Source organism: Agromyces humatus, assembly GCF_021228295.1.
GTDB lineage: Bacteria > Actinomycetota > Actinomycetes > Actinomycetales > Microbacteriaceae > Agromyces > Agromyces humatus.
In genome coordinates, this window is sequence record NZ_JAJQPD010000006.1 from 68,574 (window position 1) to 89,611 (window position 21,038).

The 21,038-nt window shown below is 68.2% G+C and carries 11 protein-coding genes and 1 other RNA gene; 3 read left to right on the plus strand and 9 right to left on the minus strand.

Going from position 1 to position 21,038, the window contains the following annotated elements:
• Nucleotides 1-24: 24 nt before the first annotated feature.
• The 4 genes from LSF15_RS11425 to LSF15_RS11440 all read right to left on the minus strand — a co-directional run bounded on the left by LSF15_RS11425 (nt 25) and on the right by LSF15_RS11440 (nt 14,347).
• Nucleotides 25-5,508 (minus strand): cell wall-binding repeat-containing protein, encoded by a 5,484-nt coding sequence (locus LSF15_RS11425; RefSeq protein WP_232498665.1) that lies wholly within the window; start codon nt 5,506-5,508, stop codon nt 25-27.
• Nucleotides 5,509-5,709: 201 nt separating this feature from the next.
• Nucleotides 5,710-7,926, minus strand: a complete 2,217-nt coding sequence (locus tag LSF15_RS11430) for an MMPL family transporter (RefSeq protein WP_232498666.1) — start codon at nt 7,924-7,926, stop codon at nt 5,710-5,712.
• Between the two features lie 118 nt (nt 7,927-8,044).
• A complete protein-coding gene (locus tag LSF15_RS11435; RefSeq protein ID WP_232498667.1) occupies nt 8,045-13,732 on the minus strand; it encodes a cell wall-binding repeat-containing protein in 5,688 nt (1,895 codons plus the stop codon).
• 234 nt (nt 13,733-13,966) lie between these two features.
• Nucleotides 13,967-14,347, minus strand: a complete 381-nt coding sequence (locus tag LSF15_RS11440; protein ID WP_232498668.1) for a hypothetical protein — start codon at nt 14,345-14,347, stop codon at nt 13,967-13,969.
• Between the two features lie 121 nt (nt 14,348-14,468).
• Here LSF15_RS11440 and LSF15_RS11445 point away from each other — a divergent pair, with 121 nt between their 5' ends.
• Nucleotides 14,469-15,323, plus strand: a complete 855-nt coding sequence (locus LSF15_RS11445; protein ID WP_232498669.1) for an inositol monophosphatase family protein — start codon at nt 14,469-14,471, stop codon at nt 15,321-15,323.
• 107 nt (nt 15,324-15,430) lie between these two features.
• Here LSF15_RS11445 and ssrA read toward each other — a convergent pair.
• Nucleotides 15,431-15,800: a transfer-messenger RNA gene (ssrA, locus tag LSF15_RS11450) on the minus strand.
• A gap of 177 nt (nt 15,801-15,977) precedes the next feature.
• On the opposite strand from ssrA, the gene LSF15_RS11455 reads away from it, so the two are divergent.
• Complete coding sequence (locus LSF15_RS11455; RefSeq protein ID WP_232498670.1) at nt 15,978-16,667, plus strand: SIMPL domain-containing protein; 690 nt, start codon at nt 15,978-15,980, stop codon at nt 16,665-16,667.
• Nucleotides 16,668-16,685: 18 nt separating this feature from the next.
• Here LSF15_RS11455 and LSF15_RS11460 read toward each other — a convergent pair whose 3' ends face one another.
• The 4 genes from LSF15_RS11460 to ftsE form a co-directional block, all read right to left on the minus strand.
• Nucleotides 16,686-17,423 carry a tyrosine-protein phosphatase gene (locus LSF15_RS11460; RefSeq protein WP_232498671.1) on the minus strand — a complete coding sequence of 246 codons (738 nt, stop codon included), beginning with the start codon at nt 17,421-17,423 and terminating at the stop codon, nt 16,686-16,688.
• Nucleotides 17,424-17,487: 64 nt separating this feature from the next.
• Nucleotides 17,488-17,964 (minus strand): SsrA-binding protein SmpB, encoded by a 477-nt coding sequence (gene smpB / locus LSF15_RS11465; RefSeq protein WP_232498672.1) that lies wholly within the window; start codon nt 17,962-17,964, stop codon nt 17,488-17,490.
• 85 nt (nt 17,965-18,049) lie between these two features.
• Nucleotides 18,050-18,961 carry a permease-like cell division protein FtsX gene (gene ftsX, locus LSF15_RS11470; protein WP_232498673.1) on the minus strand — a complete coding sequence of 304 codons (912 nt, stop codon included), beginning with the start codon at nt 18,959-18,961 and terminating at the stop codon, nt 18,050-18,052.
• Nucleotides 18,958-20,097, minus strand: coding sequence for a cell division ATP-binding protein FtsE (ftsE, locus tag LSF15_RS11475; RefSeq protein ID WP_232498674.1), 1,140 nt, complete (start codon nt 20,095-20,097; stop codon nt 18,958-18,960). The genes ftsX and ftsE overlap by 4 nt, the downstream gene beginning before the upstream one ends.
• A gap of 109 nt (nt 20,098-20,206) precedes the next feature.
• Here ftsE and LSF15_RS11480 point away from each other — a divergent pair, with 109 nt between their 5' ends.
• Entirely contained in the window at nt 20,207-20,959 is a 753-nt protein-coding gene (locus LSF15_RS11480; protein WP_232498675.1) for a gamma-glutamyl-gamma-aminobutyrate hydrolase family protein, read from the plus strand.
• Nucleotides 20,960-21,038 lie beyond the last annotated feature (79 nt).

Genomic DNA, 21,038 nt, shown 5'->3' on the forward strand with positions numbered 1-21,038 from the left:
CCACCGGATTCGGCTGCGCCGATCCTAGGGAGCCGGGGCGGCCGCCACCGGATCAGGCAGTGGTGCTCCCACGATCGTTCGACTCTCGAGGACTCCGCCGACCAGCACCTGGTACTGGACGACCACCCGGATGAACTTTCCGACGTCGGTGTTCAACGGATCGGCCGCATCCGTACTCGGCTCGTACGTCGACACGAGCTCACCCGGCACGTCGGGACCGACCGGGCCGTTGGCGTCGACCGCCAGTGCCCAAGGCCCAGTGGCCACGGCCGAGGTCTGCCAGCTGAACTGGAGATCTCCGACCGGGGTCACTCCGTCGGGCAGCGTGACCGTCGCGGTGACGGGCTCGCCCTCGGTCGGCACCGTGATCGGGTCGGTGAGCGTGAGCGCGACCTCGCCGGCCGGTACGCACGAGACCGGCTCGTCACCCGTGATGTCGAGGCATCCTCCGTTGGCGAACAGCAGTTGCTCGACGTTGACGAGCACATCGAAGCCGTCCTCGGGGAAGATCGTCTCGGGATCGATCGGGCTGACGATCAGCGGCGGGTTGGCCGGATCGAGCGGTTCGACCCGCCAGTACCCTCCACCGAGGTTCGTGATCGAGTAGTCGAGCACGTCGCCGACGTACTGCGCGGAGTCGACGTCGGTCGCACCGGCGGCGTTCACGATCGAGCGGAAGATGTCGACCGCACCGGGGTTGATCTCACCCGAGAGCATCCGGGCCGAGATCTCAGTGGCACTGTTGAACCGCTCGTCGAGGTACCCGAGCTGAACCTGCAGCACCGAGTCGCCGTCGATGAAGTCGGAACCGCCGCGACCGTTGATCACGTCGCTGCCCGCGCCACCGAGCATGACCTGGTTCGTCAACTGCGGCTCGAGCGGGTTGAACGGATCGGCCGGCAGGAACGGCGCCGAGTAGTCGGCACCGGCCGGACGAAGCAGCGCCTCGAAGCCGTCGACCAGATCCAGCGCACGCTGCGAGAGCTTGTGGAAGATCGCATCCTCAGGTTGCAGGATGTCGCCGTCCACGAGCGTGCCGAGGATCGTGTCGTTGCCGGCGCCGCCCGAGACCGCCTCGAGCTGGTCGTAGCGGTCGCGCTGCGGGTCCTCACCGGTCTGCTCGAGGAAGATCGACAGATCGATGTCCATGTTCACGGTTTCGCCGTAGAACGAGACCCAGTCGTAGCCGAGGTTGCCGAGGAACCGGGTGGTGCCCGACTCGCGACCGACGATGATGTCATCGCCGCCCTCGCCTTCGACATCGTCGATGTTGCCGCCCGCGAGCACGACATCGTCACCGCCGAGGGTGTCGTTCTGCTGCTGGTCGGCGTTGTCGCCCTGCATCAGGTCGCCGTGGATGCCGCTCTCGAGCCAGTCATTGCCCTCGTTGCCCTGGACCACGAGCCGGCCGTCGGTGCCGAGCACGATGTCGTCGCCCAGACCGCCGAACACGCCCTTCTCGTCGGAGCCGTTGGTGATGAAGTCGTCACCGAGGCCTCCGATCGCCAGGTCGAATCCGTTGCCGGTGCTGATGACGTCGTTGCCCTGCTTGCCCTTGATGTTCTCATCGCCCTGGATATCGGTGATGATGTCATCGCCGGTGCCGCCGACGAGCGAGTCGGCTCCGGCGCCGCCCTCGATCCGGTCGTTGCCGCCGTAACCCCAGATCGCGTCGTCGCCCTCGTCACCGCGCAGGTTGTTCGCTGCGTCGTTGCCGTGGAACTCGACGTGCTCGGGACCGAACCATCGCATCGATGTCGCCGTGGCCTCGAGGGCGTCGGGCAACGGGTTCGGCAGCGCGTCGATGTCGAACACCTCGTCGGCGACCGAGAAGATGTCGGCCGGGAGGTTCGACGCGTCGGTGTTGCGCTGGATCATGTCGGAGAACGTGTTGCCCTCGAGTGCCGAGAACAACTGCTGGCCCGGGTTGCGGAACAGGTAGTAGAACCGGTCTGCGAACTGCAGGTTCTCGAGCTGCGTCGTGAAGACGTATTCGAACGTCGACCCCAGCATCGATTGGAAGGGCTGCAGCCGCTCCGCCAGTCCGCCGATCCAGAACTCGACGTCCTCGAGGCCGGTGACCGTCTCACCCGCGACATCCGCCCACGCGCCGGTCCCGTCCATGAACGCGAACCGGTCGGCCGGAACCACCGGGGATGGCGGCGCGAACGCGTTGAACAACTGCGCCTCGATGGCCGACGACACGGCACCCGTGCCACCGAGCACGCGGATCTGCGTGGCCCCGAGTCGCGCGATCTCGTTCATGACCGAAGCCGGCACCGCGCCACTCGGAACGAGCAGCAGCGGTGCGTTGTTCAGCCCAGCCGCCACGCCGCCCGCGAGGGCGTCGGGGAAGTTGGTGCCGGTCGCGATGTAGACGCGCTCAGCCGAGGTGAAGAACCGTTGGCTGATCGCGACCGCGGTCGCATACCGGTCGGCACCCGCGACCCGCGTGACCGGACCGTACGCCGTGAGCGCGTTCGCGACTCCCGAACTGACGGCACCGGTGCCGCCGACGATCACGATCTGTGCAGGATCGAGCGCCGCAAGCGCGTTCCTCGTGGCCTGCGGGAGCGTGGTCGGGGTGGCGAGCAGGATCGGCGATCCGTCGCGTGCCCCTACGGCGGATGCCGCAAGCGCGTCCGCGTAGTTCAGGCCGTTGGCGATGAACACCCGCGAAACGCCTGGGGCCGCGAATCCCTGGGCGATCTGCGCCGCCGTCGCGAACCGGTCGGATCCGCCGATGCGTACGACCTGGCCGTCGGTGTAGTTGGCGAGCGCGGTGAGCGAAGCCGTCGACACCGCTCCCGTACCGCCGAGCACGACGATGCGCTGCGGACGCAGGCGGATGAGCTCGCCGGCCGTGGCTGCTCCGATCTCACCCGGAGTGTTCGCGTTGGTGAGCAGGATCGGTCCGCCCTCGGCCGCCGCTGCCACGCCGCCCGCGAGGGCGTCGGGGAAGTTGAGGCCGTTGGTGATGTAGGCGACCGGGATCCCCGGTCCGTCGGCGGGCGGGGTCGGGAAGGTGTCGAAGCTGATCCTCGCCGCCGTCTCGAACCGGTTCGCACCGGCGAGTCGAGCGAAGAAGTCCTCGCCCTGCAGCTGGCCGTCCACGATCAGCGACGCCGCATTGCGCTTCTCGTCGATCGTGTCGGCCGCGATGATCGTCGGGTGCGTGCCGTACGCCGCCACGAAGTTGATGAGCGACGCCGTGCTCGTCGAACGACCGAAGTTGTCTCCGTTCTTGATGTTCGCTCCGAAGTCCCTCCAGTCGGCGTACGGTTCGAGCACTGCGTTGCCGGTGCGCTCGAAGAGCGTCTGGCGCACCTCCTGCAGCGGCGGCACGCCGGTGTCGCGGCCACGCATCAGGTTGAGCGACGGCAGGTCGAGCGGCAGACCGAGCAGGTTGTTGCGCAGCGTGTCGACCACGTGCTGGTCGATCTGGCTGCCCCTCGCCGCGGTCATGCCGTTGATGAGCGAACCGGCTGCCTCTTCGGCCGGCACCGTGCCGCCGTTGTCGTACAGCCCGGGATTCAGGAATCCCTCGAGCAATGGGACATCCTGGAACTGCGTCGGCGGAGCACCGCTCGTCGTCGCGTCGACCGCGGTGCGTCCGATCGTGTCGGTCATCATCGAGTGGCCGAACCGGTACACCGTGTGCGCGAACTCGGCGAAGATCGCCGGGTCGAGCGAGTTGTTGTAGCCGTTCTCGTTTCCGACGATCTCACCCACGGGGGCGAGCTTGCGAGCGAACTCCTCGAACACGAGGTGCTGGTACTGCATCTCAGTCGCGAACTTCGCCGCCTGGAAGAGTCGCTGCTCGTACGTCCAGTCGTCGGCCTCGGGCTGTGGCAGCTCATGGCCCGCCTTCGCGTCGACGGTGTAGTTGTGCGGCAGTCCGTGGAAGGCGTCGCTGAACGCCTGACGCACACCGTCGTCGGCCGCCGACTCGGGGTTGAGCAACTCGGGCCGCAGGCCGTTGAGCACGTCCTCGATCTGACCGACCATGCGGTTGTGCTCGGCGTGGAAGACCGCGTGAACCGCCGTCAGGCCGATGTTCTCGTTGACACGGCCGTCACCGGCCATGAAGTGCTCGTCGAGCGTCGCATTGTCGTAACCCGTGAGCACCGGCTGGCCGTTGCCGTCGAGAATGGGGTCGCCGTTCGCGTCGAACCGCGGCAGCAGGTTGCCGTTCGCGTCGACGACGGGAGTCGAGCCGTGCGCGATGTCGTCGAGGAACGCGTGCCCCGTGCCGACGGCGTTGTCGGGTACCGCGACTCCGCCCGGGCCGGCGGGCACCAGCGACGTGACGCCTGCAGCGTCGGCCACCACGAACTGCGGGTAGCCGTTCGCGCCGGGGATGAAGTTGCCGTACGCGTCGGTCGCCAGCAGCGGGATGTCGAGCAGGTCGGCGTCGGTGAGCTGGATGCCGAGGACGTCATTGGCTTGCGCCTTCACATCGCGCCACTGGGCCATGCCGCCCGTGACGCCCTCGATCAGGTGACCGGTCGCCTGCGGTTCGCCGCCGACGAGCGTGTACGCACGCAGGAACACCTGGTGCGACGGGTGCGACGCGTAGGTCTGGTTCTGGTCGATGAACGGGCTCGTGATGTTCTTGGTCTCGGTCGTCGGGTTGCCCGCCGCGTTTTCGACCCGCGTCGCCCGCGAGAGGGTGATGAAGTTCGTCGGCGAGCCCGCGACGAACAGTGGGTCATCGGGCTGCAGGGGCACGACGATCGTGCCGTTCCCGCCCTTGCCGACGAGGTCGAGGCCGTGGTCGAAGAACTGCCCGAAGAAGCCCATGAAGGTGTTGAACGGCGCCGAAAGTCCCTCATCGGGGGCGGTGTTCGGCGTGACCACGCGGCCGTCGATTCCGGGAACCTCGGATGCGAATCCCTCTGCGACCGCGTCTTGGATCGCGGGGTTGGTCATGTTCTGGTCGACGACGAGGTTGCTCACCGTTCGGGGGTCGGAGTCGTAGACGACGCCGTCGGTCTGCTGGTAGCAGGTCGTGCCGGCTGCGCACATCGCGGTCTGCGCCGGGGTGTTGGCCGGGAATCCCAGGGATGCGACCGCCGGGTCGGCCTGTCGCCAGTACGCCGGGACGAGCCGCGGGAACGCGACGTCGGCGGCGCCGAACTGGCTGCCTGCGAGGTTCGGGTTGATGTTGTTCTCTTCGCCGGAGACGGTGCGAAGGCCCGTGGGCTTCGAGTCCGTCGCCGCGCACTTGCGCGGTTCGGCGGGCGTCGGCGCGCACAGGATCGCGTTGCCGGCCGCGTGCGACTCCGAGACCTGGATCTGTCGGAGGATGAACTCCAGGTCGTTCTGGGTGAGCACGAAGGCCGGATCGTCGTCGGTGGCGGCGAACGCCGGTGGTGCGCTCGATGGCGACGTCAGGTTGCCGATCAGGAGGGTTGCGATCGCGGTGATCATGGCGATCGCCACGAGCCACAGTCGCCTCGGGTCACGCAGACCGTCAGCGGCTGGTAGGGCAGTTCGAGTACTCACGGGGCGCTCCTTGAGACGTGGCGGCCCTGACGGATCCGCCGGAATGAACCCACCCGGTGCCCCGACGTCGCTGCCGGGATCCCGCAATGGTCGGCGCATGAAACCGGCCACTGCGCCAGTTCTAACCCCGTTATCGAGTCATGCTCAAGATGCAGAAACCAAATTCCCCCCGTACTGGGGGACAATGTGAGGTTCGCTCAACTACCGGACAACGAGGTCCGTTTCGGCTTCGCGAGACGCGTCACGCGAGAGCGCGCCGGGCCACCAGATCCCCGGCCCGATGTCGTACGCCAGTGCAGGCACGAGCAGCGTGCGAACTACGAACGTGTCGAGGAGCACGCCGAACGCCACGATGAACGCGATCTGAGTCAGGAAGAGCAGCGGCAACACACCCAGGGCGGCGAAGGTCGCTGCGAGCACGATGCCCGCCGAGGTGATCACGCCCCCGGTCAACACGAGGGCGCGCAGCAACCCACGTCGAGTTCCATGCGCGAACGCCTCCTCGCGAGCGCGCGTCATCAGGAAGATGTTGTAGTCGACCCCGAGCGCGACGAGGAAGACGAATGCGAACAGGGGCACCGTGGGGTCTGCTCCGCCGAACCCGAACACCGTGTTGAAGATCACGGCCGAGAAACCGAGCGCGGCCGCGTAGGAGAGGGCGACGCTGCCGATCAGGATCAGCGGTGCGACGACAGCGCGCAGCAGCACCATGAGCACGACGAGGATCGCGACGAGCACGAGCGGGATGATGAGCGTACGATCGGCGATGGCAGCCTCGTTGCCATCGACGTCGATCGCGGTCTGGCCGCCCACGAGGATGTCGCTGCTCAGGGCATCGAGCGCCGACCTCAGCTCCATCACACTCGCCTCGGCATCCGTCGTGTCGGCCGCCGACGTGAGCGTCATTTCGAGCAGCACCCGGTCGTCGACGACGATCGGTGCGAGGGCGATGCCCGCGCCCTCGGCGAACGGTTGAACCCCCTCTGGGGTGATCGGTGTCGGCCCTCCGAGCGTCGCGATGCGCACCGAGTCCACCCCGTCGACCTCGAGCGCGGTCGCCGTGGCCTCGAGCATCGTGTCGACGTCCGACACCACGATCGCGGGCGTGCCGGCACCTGCGGGGAAGTGTTCGGCGATTACGTGCAGCCCGTCACGCGCCTGCGACTCGCCGAGCACGTACTCGCTCGACGGCGATCCGTCGGCGCGTAGCTGGGTCAGGCCGAGCGCCATGACCGCGAGCAGGAGCGTCGCGACGACCCAGACCGCGCGCGGTCGGCGGGCGATGGTCCGTGCCAGTCGCGCCCAGACGCCCACTCCCTCGAGCACGTCGGCATGCGTCGGGTCGGTGGCGACGGATTTCAGGTGTCGTGGCCAGAATGCGGCGCGACCAGCCCACAAGAGCAGCACCGGAAGCAGCGTGAACGCCGCGAGCAGCGCGAACACGATGCCGATCGCGGCGACCGGACCGAGCGTGCGGTTCGAATCGAGTTGGCTGAAGAGCAGCACCATGAGCGCGACGATCACGGTCGCGCCCGACGCGAGGATCGGCTGCCACGAACCCTTGAGCGCTTCGAGCGTCGCATCCCACCGCGAATCGCGTCGCGCGAGCGCCTCGGTGTAGCGCGATACGTAGAGCAGTGCGTAGTTGGTCGTCGCCCCGACGACCAGGATCAGCAGAATGCCCTGCGTCTGACCGGCGAGCAGGATGACCCCGCTGCGAGCCAGGGCTGAGACGACGAGCACCGCGCCGCACAAGGCCGAGAGACTGGTCACGAGCACGATGATCGGCAACATGACCGACCGGTACACGATGATGAGCACGAGCAGCACGGCGGCGAGGGCGACGAGCAGCAGCAGCCCGTCGATGCCCTGGAACGCGGTGATGATGTCGCTCGCGAATCCCGCCGGTCCGGTGACGTAGACCGCCGTGTCCTCGGGCACGAGGGCCAGCAGCCCCGCGCGCAACCCGGCGACGGACTCGTCGATCTCGCCGGCCGAGGCGACGGGGATCACGAGCTCGGCAGCCAAGCCGTCGTCGGAGACGATCATGGGCGTCGCGTTGAACGAGCGGACGCCATCGATCGCCGGCAGCCGGGTGACCGCCCGTTCGAGAGCGAGTTCGGTCGCATCATCGATGGGCGTCTCGCGCTCGAAGACGACGACCGCGTACGTCACGCCTTCGAGGGCGAACTCGCGCTGCAGCTCGTTCACCCGCGTCGACTCGGCACTTGCGGGCAGGAACTGCACCCGATCGTTCGTGGAGAGCTCGCCGAGCTGGCTGAACATGCGCCCGCCGACGAGGAAGACGACGATCCAGGCGAGCGTGAGCACGACGGGCACCCCGATGCGCACCCAGCGGTGCGGTCGATCGGGCCTCGCGGCCGGTGGGGCGGCCTGCGGGCGGGTTCGGGTCTTCATGGGACACCCTTTCGACGTCTCGACACGGCGCCTCTCTGCGCTGCGCCGACCATATACCGGGGAAGCGGAGTGCGGGGCCTGCAACGCAGACCCCGCACCCCGATGACTCACCCGATCATCAGACCGGCGGCGAGTACGCTGCCGACGTCGGGCTCTCCACGGTGCCGAACAGGTCGGTGTAGGTGACCTGGACGGTGATCGCCGTCCCGGCGTCTGCTGCCACCGGCGTGTAGGTGGAGTTGGTCGCCCCGTCGATCGCGACGCCATCACGGAACCACTGGTAGGTGAATCCGGGATCGTCCTCGTTGAACCCGTCGCCGTCGAGCGGTGCCTGCACGGTGAGCAGGCCGCTCGGCGACACGATGATCACCGGAGCGGTCGGCACATCGTTGACGTTGCCCACGGCGTTCGTCGTCGGTTGCGACGTCGCGATGTGGGTGACGCCGGTCGCGTCCTGGTAGGTGACCGTCGCTCGCAGGACGAACCCGACCGCCGAATCACCTGGCGTGAACGTCACCGGGCTGATCGGCTGACCCGCCGGGACCGCGACCGAGGTCAGCTGCTCCCACTCGCTGATCACGCCACCCTCGCCCTCGCCTGCCCACCACGTGTACGTGGCGTTGGTGAGGCCGGTGAGGTCGATCGGGTCGGTCGTTCCCGGTGCGACGAGCGTCGCGGTGAGCGACTCGTCCTCCATCGGGCTGTCGGTCGAGAGCGCGAGCTCAGCCGTGACCTCGCACTCATCCCAGCCGTCGCCTGCAGCGTTGATCGTCGCGCACCCGTCGGCGAACTGCAGCACCTCGAAGCCACGGATCACGTCGGTGCCGTCGGACTCCTCGGCTTCGGCGACGAGCGTGTGGGCGATCTGCCAGTACCCGTCGGGGAGCGCCGTGATCTCGTACGCCTCCGCCGGGTTGTTGTAGAACGCCGTGTCGCTCGATGCGGCCGCGTCGGTCTCGTCGATGACGATCTCACGGACGATGTCGAGGTCGCCCGGGTTGATCTCACCCGAGAACACCCTCGCCTGCACCTGGGCGGCACTGTCGAAGAGTTCACCGGTCGGGGTATGCACGAGCTGCACCCGCAGCATCGCGTCGCCGTCGAGGAAGTCGTTGCCTCCCCGGCCCTCGACGAGGTCGCTGCCGACGCCGCCGATGATGAGCTCGTGGACGCCGTCGGTGTCGCTCTCAGGAGTGCCCCGCAGGAAGGGCGCCGCGTAGTCGAACGGTGCGCCGGCCGGCCGCAGCAGCGCCGTCAGACCGTCGATGAGCATCAGGCTCTCCTCGGTGGCCTTCGTGAGCGGGATCTCGCTCTCGGCCAAGTCGTCCGGAGCCTTGAACGCACCGCGCAGCGTGTCGTTGCCCTGACCGCCCGAGAGTGCCTCGAGGTGGTGGAACCGCGACAGGAGCGGGTTGTTGTGCTGGAAGACGAAGTCGATCGAGAAGTCCGCCACTGCGTTGCCCGGCTCACCGTAGTAGGTCAGCCAGTCCCACCCGAGGTTGCCCAGGTGACGATCGGTGCCGACGGCCTTGCCGACGAGGATGTCGTCGCCGCCCTCGCCTTCGATGTCGTCGTTGCCGAACCCGCCGATGACGACATCGTTGCCGCCGAGCGTGTCGTTCTGGAACTGGTCGGCATTGTCGCCCTGCAGCAGGTCGGCATGACTCGAGCCCTCGATCCAGTCGTTCTGCTCGCCGCCGAAGACGAACGAGCGGCCCGTCGTTCCGAGGTAGACGTCGTCACCCATGCCGGCGAACACCGTGTTCTCGATGTCGCCGCCCATCATGAAGTCGTCGCCGAGTCCACCGATGGCCAGGTCGACGCCGGGACCGGAGTTGATCGCGTCGTTGCCCTGCTTGCCCTTGATGTTGTCGTCGCCGAACGCGTCGGTGAGGATGTCGTCGCCGAGCCCACCGACGAGCGCGTCGTTACCGGCGCCGCCCTCGATGACGTCGTTGCCGTCATAGCCCCAGAGCGCGTCGTCGCCCTCATCACCGCGGATGCGGTCGTCGCCCGGCGTGGCGTGGAGCTCGAGGTGCTCGTCGCCATCCCAGCGCCACGTGCCGTCGTCCTCCTGGATGAGTCCGGCCGGAAGCGGGTTCGGCAGGTTCTCGAGGTCGAGGATCGGGTCGTGCAGCGCGAAGATGTCGGCCGGCAGATTCGAGGCATCCGTGTTCCGCTGGATCATGTCCGAGAATGTGTTGCCCTCGAGTGCGGCGAACAGCTGCTGGCCCTGGTTGCGGAACAGGTAGTAGAACCGGTCACCGAACTGCAGGTTCTCGAGCTGCTTCTCGAACACGAAGTTGAACGTGGAGCCGAGCATGCCGCCGAACGGGTTGAGCCGCTCTGCAAGGCCGCCCATCCAGAAGTCGACGGTTTCGAGACCGGTGACCGTCTCGCCGCCCACGTTGGCGTACGCGCCGCGCGAGAACATGAAGTCGTCGCGGTCGGCCGGCGGCTCCAGCTGCACCGGTGCGAACTCCGCGAGTGCCTGCTCGGTCGCCGCAGTGACGACGCCGGTTCCGCCGAGGATGTGGATCGACTGCGGAGCGAGCCGTGCGAGCTCGGCCCGGATCGCGGGCGTGAGGCCGGTCGGCGGGATAGTGATCAGCGGAGCCGAGTTGATCCCGGCGACGGGGCTGCCGGCGAGCGCGTCGGGGAAGTTCGCCCCGGTCGCGACGTACACCCGGTCGGCTCCGTCGGGGAAGAACCGCTGGCTGATCGCCAGTGCCGTGGCGTACCGGTCGGCGCCGCCGACCCGCACGACGTCACCCGTCGTGAAGTTGCCGAGCTGTGTCGCCACGGCGGCCGACACCGCGCCCGTCTGGCCGAGTACGACGATCTCCTCCGGGTCGAGCGCGTTCAGCGCCGCGGCCGTGGTGGGGGGCAGCGACCCGGGCCGAACCAGCAGGATCGGCGAACCGTCGCGTGCTGCGACCGCGGCACCCGCGAGTGCGTCGGGGAAGTTCAGCCCGTTGGCGATGAACACCCGGTTGACCGGCGAGGTGAACTCCGCCGTCGCGATGTTCGCTGCCGTCGCGAACCGGTCGGCGCCGAAGATGCGCGTCACGGGAGCGTCGGTCACGGACACCTGGTTGAGCGCCGTGATCGTCCGCGGTCCGACGACCCCGGGGCCGCCGAGCACGACGATCCGCTCAGGCTGCAGCGTGAGCAGTGCCTGCAGCGTCGCGAGCGGGATCTCGCCCGTGTCGACCGGTCCGGCCAGCAGGATCGGCCCGCCGTTCTTCGCGGCAACCGGGCCACCGGCGAGTGCATCGGGGAAGTTCATTCCCGCGACGATGTACGCCACCGGAACCGGCGCTGCGAAGTGCCGTCCGGCGACGAGCCCGGCCGTGTGGAAACGGTCGCTGCCCGCGTACCGCTGGATGAACTCCTCGCCGAGCGGCGCGCCGTTCACGAGCAGGGCAGCGGCGTTGCGCTTCTCCTCGAGCGTGACCGCAGCCTCGATCGTGTCGTGCGTGCCGTAGGCCGCAACGAAGTTCACGAGCGACGCGTTGCTGCCGCCTCGGCCGAAGTTGTCGCCGTTCTTGATGTTCGCACCGAAGTCCCACCAGCTCGTGTACGGCCGTAGGCTGGGCTCGTTGCTCGCCGCGAAGAACGTGCGACGCGCCTCCTGGAGTGGCGGAACGCCGACATCGCGGCCGCGCAGCAGGTTGAGGGTGGGCAGGTCGAGCGGCAGGCCCAGCAGGTTGTTGCGCAGCACGTCGACGACGTGCTCGTCGATCTGGCTGCCCTGAATCGCCGTCGTGCCCTGGATGATCGAGCCCGCAGCCTCCTCGGGGGTCAGGGTGCCGTCGTGGTCGTACAGGTCGGGGTTCAGGAACCCGTCGAGCAATGCGACATCCGTGAAGTCCGTGGTTCCGCCCGCGACCGGTGCACGACCGATCTCCTCGGTCATCATCGAGTGGCCGAAGCGGTAGACGACGTGCGCGAACTCTGCGAAGATCGCCGGGTTGATCGAGGCGTCGTAGCTGTTCTCGTTGAAGACGACCTCGTCGATCGCCGGCTGCACCTTGCGCGCGAACTCCTCGAACACGAGGTGCTGGTACTGCATCTCGGTCGCGAACTTCGCCGCCTGGAAGAGCCGCTGCTCGTATGTCCAGTCGTCGTCTTCAGGCTGCGGGAGCGCCTCACCCGCCTTCAGCGACGGGTAGGCGTGCGCCTCGCCGCGGAACGCGTTCGCGAACTCCTCGATCGTGTGACCTTCGAGGTCGGGGTCGGTGCTCTCGAGCAGTGGCATCGCGCCGCTCAGCAGCGACTCGATCTGGTCGACCATGCGGTTGTGCTCCGCGTGGAACACGTGGTGCACCGCGGTGAGGCCGATGTTCTCGTTGACACGCCCGTCGCCCGCGACGAAGTGCTCACCGAGCGCGACGTTGTCGTAGCCCGTGAGCAGCGGGTCGTTCGGGGTGATCGGGTTGCCGTTCTCGTCGTACAGCGGGATGAGGTTGCCGTCGGCGTCGAGCACGGGCGTTGCACCGTGCGCGATGTCGTCGAGGAACGCGTGGCCGATGCCGAGCGCATCGACGGTCGAGATCGGGTTCGCCGTGTCTCCCTCGACCCAGACGAAGCCGTTCGGCGCGGTCGCGTCGGCCACGGCGAGCTGCGGGAGGCCGCGTTCTGCACCGGGGACGAAGTGCCCGTACTGGTCGGTCAGCAGCAGCGGCACGTCGAGCACGTCGGCGTCGGTGAGCTCGATGCCGAGCACGCTGCTCGACTGCGCCTTGACGTCGTTCCACCTCGCGAGACCGCCGCGCTCGCCGCCGGCGAGCACACCCTCGAGCAACAGTCCGTTGTTCGACGTGGCGTCGGCGTTGTACCAGCGTAGGAACACCTGGTGCGACGGGTGCGACGTGTACGTCTGGTTCTGGTCGATGAACGGGCTCGTGATGTTGTGGTGCTCGGTCGTCGGAACGCCGTTCGCGTCCTCGATGCGGTCGGCACGGGTCAGGGTCAGGAAGTTCGTGGCGGACCCCTCGACGTACAGCGGGTCGTCGGGCTGCAGCGGGACGATCATCGTTCCGTTGCCGCCCTTGTCGACCAGGTCGAGACCGTGGTCGAAGAACTGGCCGAAGAAGCCCATGAACGTGTTGAACGGCGCCGAGAGCCCCTCGTCAGGCGCGGTGTTCAGGATGTTCACGCGGTCGGTGCCGGGGACCCGGATTCCGGTGCCCGCGTCGAGCTGGTTGACGACCGCCGGGTTGTTCACGGTCTGGTCGACGATGAGGTTCGAGACGGTGCGCGGGTGCGCGTCGTAGACGATGTGGTCGCCGGCGGTCTGCTCGTAGCAGGTCGTCGCGGGGTCGGCGCACATCGAGGTGTCGCCCGGGTCGGGTGCACCGGCGGGCTGCGGGTCGGCCTGCCTCCACTCGGGAGTGAGCAGCCGCGGGAACGCATTGTCGGATGCACCGAACTCCGCCCGCCCGACGAGCAGGTTGTTCTCGGATCCGTCGACGGTGCGCACACCGAGGGTGCGCGAGTCGCCGTTCACGCACTTGCCCGACAGGTCGGTGTCGGAGGCGCAGCGCAGCGGGTTGCCGGCGGCGTGCGCCTCGGAGATCTGGATCTGCCGGAGGATGAACTCGAGGTCGTTCTGGTTGAGGACGAACGCAGGGGTTTCGTCGGTGACCGCAGCCGCCGGAGTCGTCGTGGCGAACGCCTGGAGCGAAAGCATGCTCGCCACCAACAGGATGGCGGTGAGCATGGCGATCGCGATCCGGCGGAGCCGGCCGGGGCGTTCGTCGTCGAGTGCGAGTGCCGGATACGACGGTGCGGATAGCTTCATTGCTCTGCCTCCAGATCGGTCTGACGTGTGACCAACTGATCGACGGAGGCGCGGCGGGTCGTCGTGCTCCAGCAAGGGCATGTCGGGTCGAGAGTCCCTCACCAATGCCTTTTTTAGGGCGCACCAAGACAGAGCGTCAATGCTTCGACAGTGAATCACCCTCGTTTTGGGGGACATGAGGGTCCCTCGGGGTTGAGGGTCGACCCCGCGCCGTCGCTCGCGAGCGAGCGACGATCACCTGGCCGGGGGGCCGCGTGCCGGCCGAGCGCGCACAGCCGTGCGCAGCACCCGGCTTCGACCGATCGCGGCGCCGGCGGCAGCCGAGGCGACGACGGTGATGCCCGCATCGGGGCTTCCGGACTCGTCGTCGCTCGCGATGTCGCGATGGTCGCGGGAATGCTCCTTCTGGTCGCGACCATCCTTCTTGAGGTCGCGACCTTCGCCCTTCAGCGGTTCGGCCTCGCCGGGCAGCACCCGCTGCTCGACGACGAGGGCGACGGCACCGGGGGCATCGAACGAGGGTGAGCTTGCGAGCAGCACGGCGACGAGCACGCCCAGGAGCACACTGAAAAGGCGCGCCACCCTGCCACGCTCGCCCCACGCATCGGTCGTCACCGTCGGTTCGCCTTCTGCATGCCCGGTCTCAGCCGGGGATGCCAGCACGATACACCTCGGGGGCGTCGTCGGATACGGCTGGCCCGGATGAGCGGCAAGCGCTCAGCGTACGCTGAAGGGCATGAGCCCGCTCGCCGACGACCTCGCCCTCGCCCTCGAACTCGCCGATCTCGCCGACGCCGTCTCGCTGTCGAAGTTCCGCGCGGTCGATCTCGACATCCGCACCAAGCCCGATCGCTCGTTCGTCACCGAGGCCGACCTCGCCGTCGAACGGGTGATCCGCGACCGGCTCGCGGCCGAGCGCCCCGGCGACGGCATCCTCGGGGAGGAGTTCGGCACGGCGGGCGATTCCACGCGGCAGTGGATCATCGACCCGATCGACGGCACGGCCAACTTCCTTCGAGGCGTACCCGTGTGGGGCAGCCTCATCTCGCTCGCGATCGACGGCGTCCCCGTCGTGGGTGTCGCCTCGGCGCCCGCGATGGCACGGCGCTGGTGGGCGGCGACCGGCATGGGCGCGTGGACGACGGCCTCGTCGGCCGAACTCGGTGAGAGCGTCGAGAGCCCCGAAGGGTCGGATGTCCCGTCGGGCGCAGCTCCGGGGGCACGACGCCTGCGCGTCTCGGGCGTGTCCGACCTGGCCGACGCGGCGTTGAGCTTCCAGAGCCTCGCGCAGTGGCGCGATGCCGGCTACCTCGATCAGCTCCTGACCCTGTCGGAACACGTGTGGCGCGACCGCGCCTACGGCGACCTCTGGTCGTACATGCTGCTCGCGGAAGGCCTCATCGACATCACCGGCGAGTTCGACGTGAAGCCCTATGACCTCGCGGCGCTGGTGCCGATCGTCGAAGAGGCGGGCGGCAGGTTCACCTCGATCACCGGCGAACCGGGTCCGTGGCACGGCAGCTCGCTCGCCACCAACGGGCGGCTGCACGACGTCGTGCTCGCACTCCTCGGAGACGCCGGGCGGGCGTGACGCTCGGGCAGCCCTCGACATGGCGAAGGCCGCCCCGATCGGGGCGGCCTTCGTTCCACGTCGTACGACAACGGCTCAGCCGACGGAGCGTTGCTCCGACTGGCATTCTGTGGAGATGGGGGGAATTGAACCCCCGTCCATCGCTGTGATTCCACGCCTTCTCCGGGCGCATCCTGTGCAAGCGTTCTGCTCGGCTCCGACCTTTGCCACAGGCACCCAAGTCGACGAGCCCAGCCTGAAGAAAGTCCCACGTGTCGCTCAGGCGACGACACGCAGCCAGTTCCCTAGATGACGCCAGCGACCGGGGCGGGAACAGACCCGGGCTGACGGACTATCGGACTCGCTTAAGCAGCGAGGGCGAAGTCAGACTGCGTCTTATTGGCAGTTATTGTTTTTCAGAGATCGTTAACGAGATAACCCTGAATCCTCGGCCCGCTTCTCGTGGGTTCGCAGACGATGTCGAAACCGATCATCCCCATGTGTCGCCGAGCGCCCGAGATCGAGCACCCTGACGGGCCGTTGTCGCACGCTGTGGAATTATCAGGACGGGCAGAACCCGAACCCGGGCGGCGCAAGTTGAGTCGAGAACCACCCGGCCTTACAGTCTAGAACAGGCGCGCCCGCTCCGCCATTCCCGTCCACGATTCCGAGCGGATGACCCGGGAGGTCGATGTGGCAACCGTCATCGCCGTGCGTGGCACCGCAGAGGAGCGCATCGAACCCGAGCTGGGCGCGGTCGCGCTGTCGATCGGAGCCTCGGCGCCCGACCGCGACGTCGCAGTCGGGCGCACCGCGGAGGCTCACGACCGGCTCATCGCCGAGGTGCGCGAGCTCGAGGCGTCGGGCGCGCTCGACACCTGGTCGGCGGGGCAGCTCCGGGTCTGGTCGCATCGGCCGTGGAACGCCGAGGGGAAGCAGTTGCCGTTGGTGCACCAGACGAGCGCCGAGGTCGAGGTCGTCTTCACCGATCTCGAGAAGCTCGGCGAATGGGTGAGCCGGGTCACGATCGGCGATGCCGTCACGATGGGCGGCATCGACTGGCGACTGACCGACGGCACGCGACGACGCGTGCAGGAACTCGCCCAGCGCGGGGCCGTCGCCGACGCCGTGTCGAAGGCGCAGGTCTATGCGGCCGCCCTCGGCCTCGGGGCGCCGTCGCCGGTCGAGCTCGCCGACACGGGGCTCCTCACAGCGCAGCCGGTGCCGCCCGGCGGTGGCGGCGGCGAGCGGATGTTCGCGATGCGCGCCGCCGCCGATATCGCCGGGCCGGTCACGGAGTTCGCTCCGGCGAAGCTCGTGATCGAGGCTTCCGTCGAGGCTCGGTTCGCGGCGGAACCGCAGTAGCAGCGCTCGCCGGCCGATTCAGCCCGCGTCGATCAGCAATGCCTCGAGCGCGCCGAGTTCGGCGAGCGACAGCCCCGCCGCGAGCAGGTACTCGCGCGTGCTGCCGTGGGCCCGCTCGACCGTGTCGAGCATGCCCTCGATGGCCTCTCGAGGACTGCCGCCCATGAGCACGCGCAACTCGGGAGTATCGGGAACGCCGTAGCGACCGACGAGGGCGACCATCTCTTCGAGCCACTCGCCGGCGAGGTTGCCCTCGGTGCGCGCGTAGTCGTCGACGACGGCATCACGCTCGACGCCGACCGCCATGAGCGTCAGTGCGACGACCACGCCGGTGCGGTCTTTGCCCGCGGTGCAGTGCACGACGACGGAGCGCTCGCCCGCGCTCGCGATCTCACGGAGGGCACTCACAACGACGGACCTGTGCTGCGTCACGATGCGCTCGTAGAGCGCGTCGAGCGAGATGCCGCCGGCACCCTGCGACGCACCCGAGCCCTCGAACACCGGCAGGTGGCGCACCTCGACGTCGAGCCCGTCGAGGTCGTCGGGCATGTACCGCAATTCGTTCTCGTCGCGCAGGTCGATGATGACGCCGACACCCCGCTCGCGCAACACGGCACGGCCGGCCTCGCCGAGGCGATAGAGGCCGTCGGACCGGTACAGCACACCGTTTCGAACCCGGCCGTTGCGCGCCGGCATTCCGCCGACATCGCGGAAGTTGTAGGTGCCCGGGACGGGAATGCGGGTCGAGGTCTTCATCGCGTCGAGCCTACCCGCGACATCCGACGGGACGGCTGGGAGGCAGCCCGGAACCCGACGAGCGTCAGTCGCCGAGGTTGCGCCGGCTCGCGATGGCGCGGTCGGCCTCGCGCTTGTCCTGACGCTCCCGCAATGCCTGACGCTTGTCGTACTCGCGCTTGCCCTTGGCAACCGCGATCTCGACCTTGGCGCGGCCGTCGGCGAAGTAGATCTGCAGCGGAACGAGGGTGTAGCCGCCCTCTTTCGTCTTGTGGCTGATCTTCACGATCTCGTGCTTGTGCAGCAGGAGCTTGCGCTTGCGTCGCGGCGAGTGGTTGTTCCACGTGCCCTCGGTGTACTCGGGGATGTGCACCGCATCGAGCCACATCTCGCCGCCGTCGATGAACGCGTACCCGTCGACGAGCGACGCACGCCCCTCGCGCAGCGACTTCACCTCGGTGCCGGTGAGCACGATGCCCGCCTCGTAGGTGTCCTCGACCGTGTAATCATGCCGCGCCTTGCGGTTGGTCGCGACGACCTTCTGACCGCGTTCCCTGGGCACGACGGACTCCTCGATTCGATGAATGATCGTCCCAGGGACATCCGGGGACGACCTTCCACTTTAGCCCACTCGGCCTCTCGCCCGCTCAGACCCGCAGGTACCTCGTGATCGCGATGCCCGCAGAAACGGCTGCGAGCAGCACGCCGACGACGACGAGCAACGGCACCACGAGCAGCGCGTCGTTGACCCCGACGAAGGTGAACGAGAGGTTGTCGGCGAGGTAGCCCTGCACGAAGAAGTAGACGATCGCCACGACCGCGCCACCCGCGAGCAGCGACCCGATGAGCCCGGCGAAGATGCCCTCGAGCACGAACGGCGTCTGGATGAAGCGATTGGATGCCCCGACGAGGCGCATGATGCCGAGCTCGCGCCGTCGCGAGAACGCCGAGAGACGGATGGTCGTGGCGATGAGCAGGGCCGCGGCGACGAGCATGATCGCCGCGATGGCGATGGCCGTGTAACTCGCGGCGTTGAGCACGTCGAAGATCTGGTCGAGGTAGTTGCGCTGGTCGAACACCTGCTCGACGCCGGCGAACCCGGCGAGACTCTCGACGAGCACCGCCGACTCCGACGGGTCGACCAGGTTGACCCAGAACGTCTCGTTGAGCACCTCGGGCGTCACGTAATCGGCCGCGGGTGTGCCCTCGAACTGCTCCTGGAAGTTCGCGAACGCCTGCTCGTGATCCTCGAAGTAGAACTCGTCGATCAATGGCTGCAGGATCGGGGAGCCCAACTGCTCCTCGATGGCGGCCTTCTGCTCTTCGGTCGCCTCGCCGTCGGTGCACCCGGCGGCCGTCGAGACCGTCGTGCAGAGGTAGACCGCCACCTGCGCGCGGTCGTACCAGAAGTTCTTCATCTGAGCGATCTGCAGCTGCAGCAGCGCGGCCGTGCCCACGAACGTGAGCGAGATGAACGTGACGAGCACGACCGAGACCACCATCGACGCGTTGCGCCGCAGGCCGTTCGCAGCCTCGCCGAGCACGAGCCCGATCCTCATTTCGTCGGCCCCACTTCTTGGTCGTCGTCGCCCTCGCGGGGCCCGCCGGGCGCCCGGAGTCCCAGCCGCTCGGCGAGGGTCAGGCGCGCTGACGCCGCGGGCCCGGTCTTCGCCCCATTCGGGTTCGCATCCGCCGCCACCGCATCGTCGGCCAGGGCGCCCCCGGCCGTGACGGGTACCGCAGCGGTGGCCGCCGCAGTGATGCGGGCAGCCTCGTCGGTGACCTCGTCGCGCTCCTCGGGTTCGACGTAGAGCGGTTGCGCCTCGCGCATGTCGTCGGTCGTCACCTTGGGAGCTGCCGCCTTCATGCGCTTCTTCTTCACGACCGCAGTCGAAGCTGCCGCCGCGGCGCCCGCGTGCTCTGGGGCGGATGGGGTCTCGGTTTCGGCGTCGGACTCGGATTCGACCTGGCGTTCGGCGGGCGGGGCCGGCTCAGCGTCGGTCTCGGCGAAGGAGGCGCCGTAGCCGGCGCTGCGCTCGTCGCGAACGATGTCGCCCGCGGACAGCTCGATCACGCGTCGCTGCATCTGGTCGACGATGCCGGCCTCGTGGGTGGCCATCACGACCGTGGTGCCACCCGCGTTGATGCGTTCGAGTAGCGTCATGATGCCGGCACTCGTGACGGGGTCGAGGTTGCCGGTGGGCTCGTCGGCCAGCAGGATCTGCGGCTTGTTCACGATCGCCCGGGCGATGGCCACACGCTGCTGTTCGCCACCAGACAGCTCATGGGGCATCCGCTTGCCCTTGCCGTCGAGCCCGACGAGCTTCAACGTCTCGGGCACCGCCGACTGGATGTAGCCGCGCGACTTGCCGATGACCCGCAGGGTGAACGCGACGTTCTCGAAGACCGACTTGTTCGGCAGCAGGCGGAAGTCCTGGAAGACGACGCCGAGGTCGCGACGGAAGTAGGGCACCTTGCGACTCGAGATCGACCCCAGGTCTTTGCCGAGCACGTGGATCTTGCCCCTCGTGGGCTTCTCTTCTTTGAGGATGAGCCGGAGGAAGCTCGACTTGCCCGAGCCGGATGCGCCGACCAGGAACACGAACTCGCCACGGAGGATCTCCACGCCGATGTCGCTGAGTGCGGGACGGGACTGACCGGGATAGGCCTTGGTGACGGAGTCGAATCGGATCATTTCGGATCGAGCCTAAGCAACACGGCGCTGTTCGCGCCCGCGACTCGCCCGATTCTCAGGTTGCGGCGGCGGTAGGTTGAAGGTGGTGCCCGAGCGCACCATGGGAGGAATGATGAGCGTCCCGTTCATCGGCATCGTCGCCGATCGCAAGTCCGCGAGTTACGGAGCGTGGGTCGACATCCCCACGGACGCGATCTCGCACACGTATGTCTCCGCCGTTCAGGAGGCAGGCGGGGCGCCCATCCTGTTCCCGAGCGTCGATGTGCACGTCGACGATCCCGAGCGCCTGATCGACCTCATCGACGGCCTGTTCCTTCCCGGCGGGCGCGACCTCGACGCCGAGCTCTACGGCAGCGTCGCGCATCCGTCGAACGACCCGCCGCTGCGCGTACGCGACGAGCTCGAGATCGCCCTGACGCGGCTCGCCCGCGAGCGGGATGTGCCGGTGCTCGGTGCCTGCCGAGGGATGCAGGTGCTGAACGTCGCGCTGGGCGGCACACTCGAGCAGCACCTCGGCGACCGCGTCGATCTCACCCCGCACCGCGACATCTACGGCGAGCACACGTCCCACCCGGTGTCGATCCACCCCGACACCCTGTTGCGCAGCATCACGCACGAGGCCGAGTTCGAGATCTCGTCGCACCACCACCAGGGCGTCGACCGGCTCGGCGACGGACTCACGGCGTCGGCGAGCGCGCCCGACGGCGTGATCGAGGCGATCGAGGCCGCCGACGGCGCGTTCTGCCTCGGGGTGCAGTGGCATCCCGAGGAACGGCTCGATCCCGAGGGCATCGCGCTCATCCGGGCGTTCGTGGCGGCGGCGGGCGCGCGATCGGAGGCGAAGCTCGCGGTGGCGTCGTAGCGCGAGCGCGCGACCGCGCGAGGGTGGGGACGCTCGCGGCGCCCCCCCACGTCGGGTCAGCGCCTGCGGCCCCGGAATC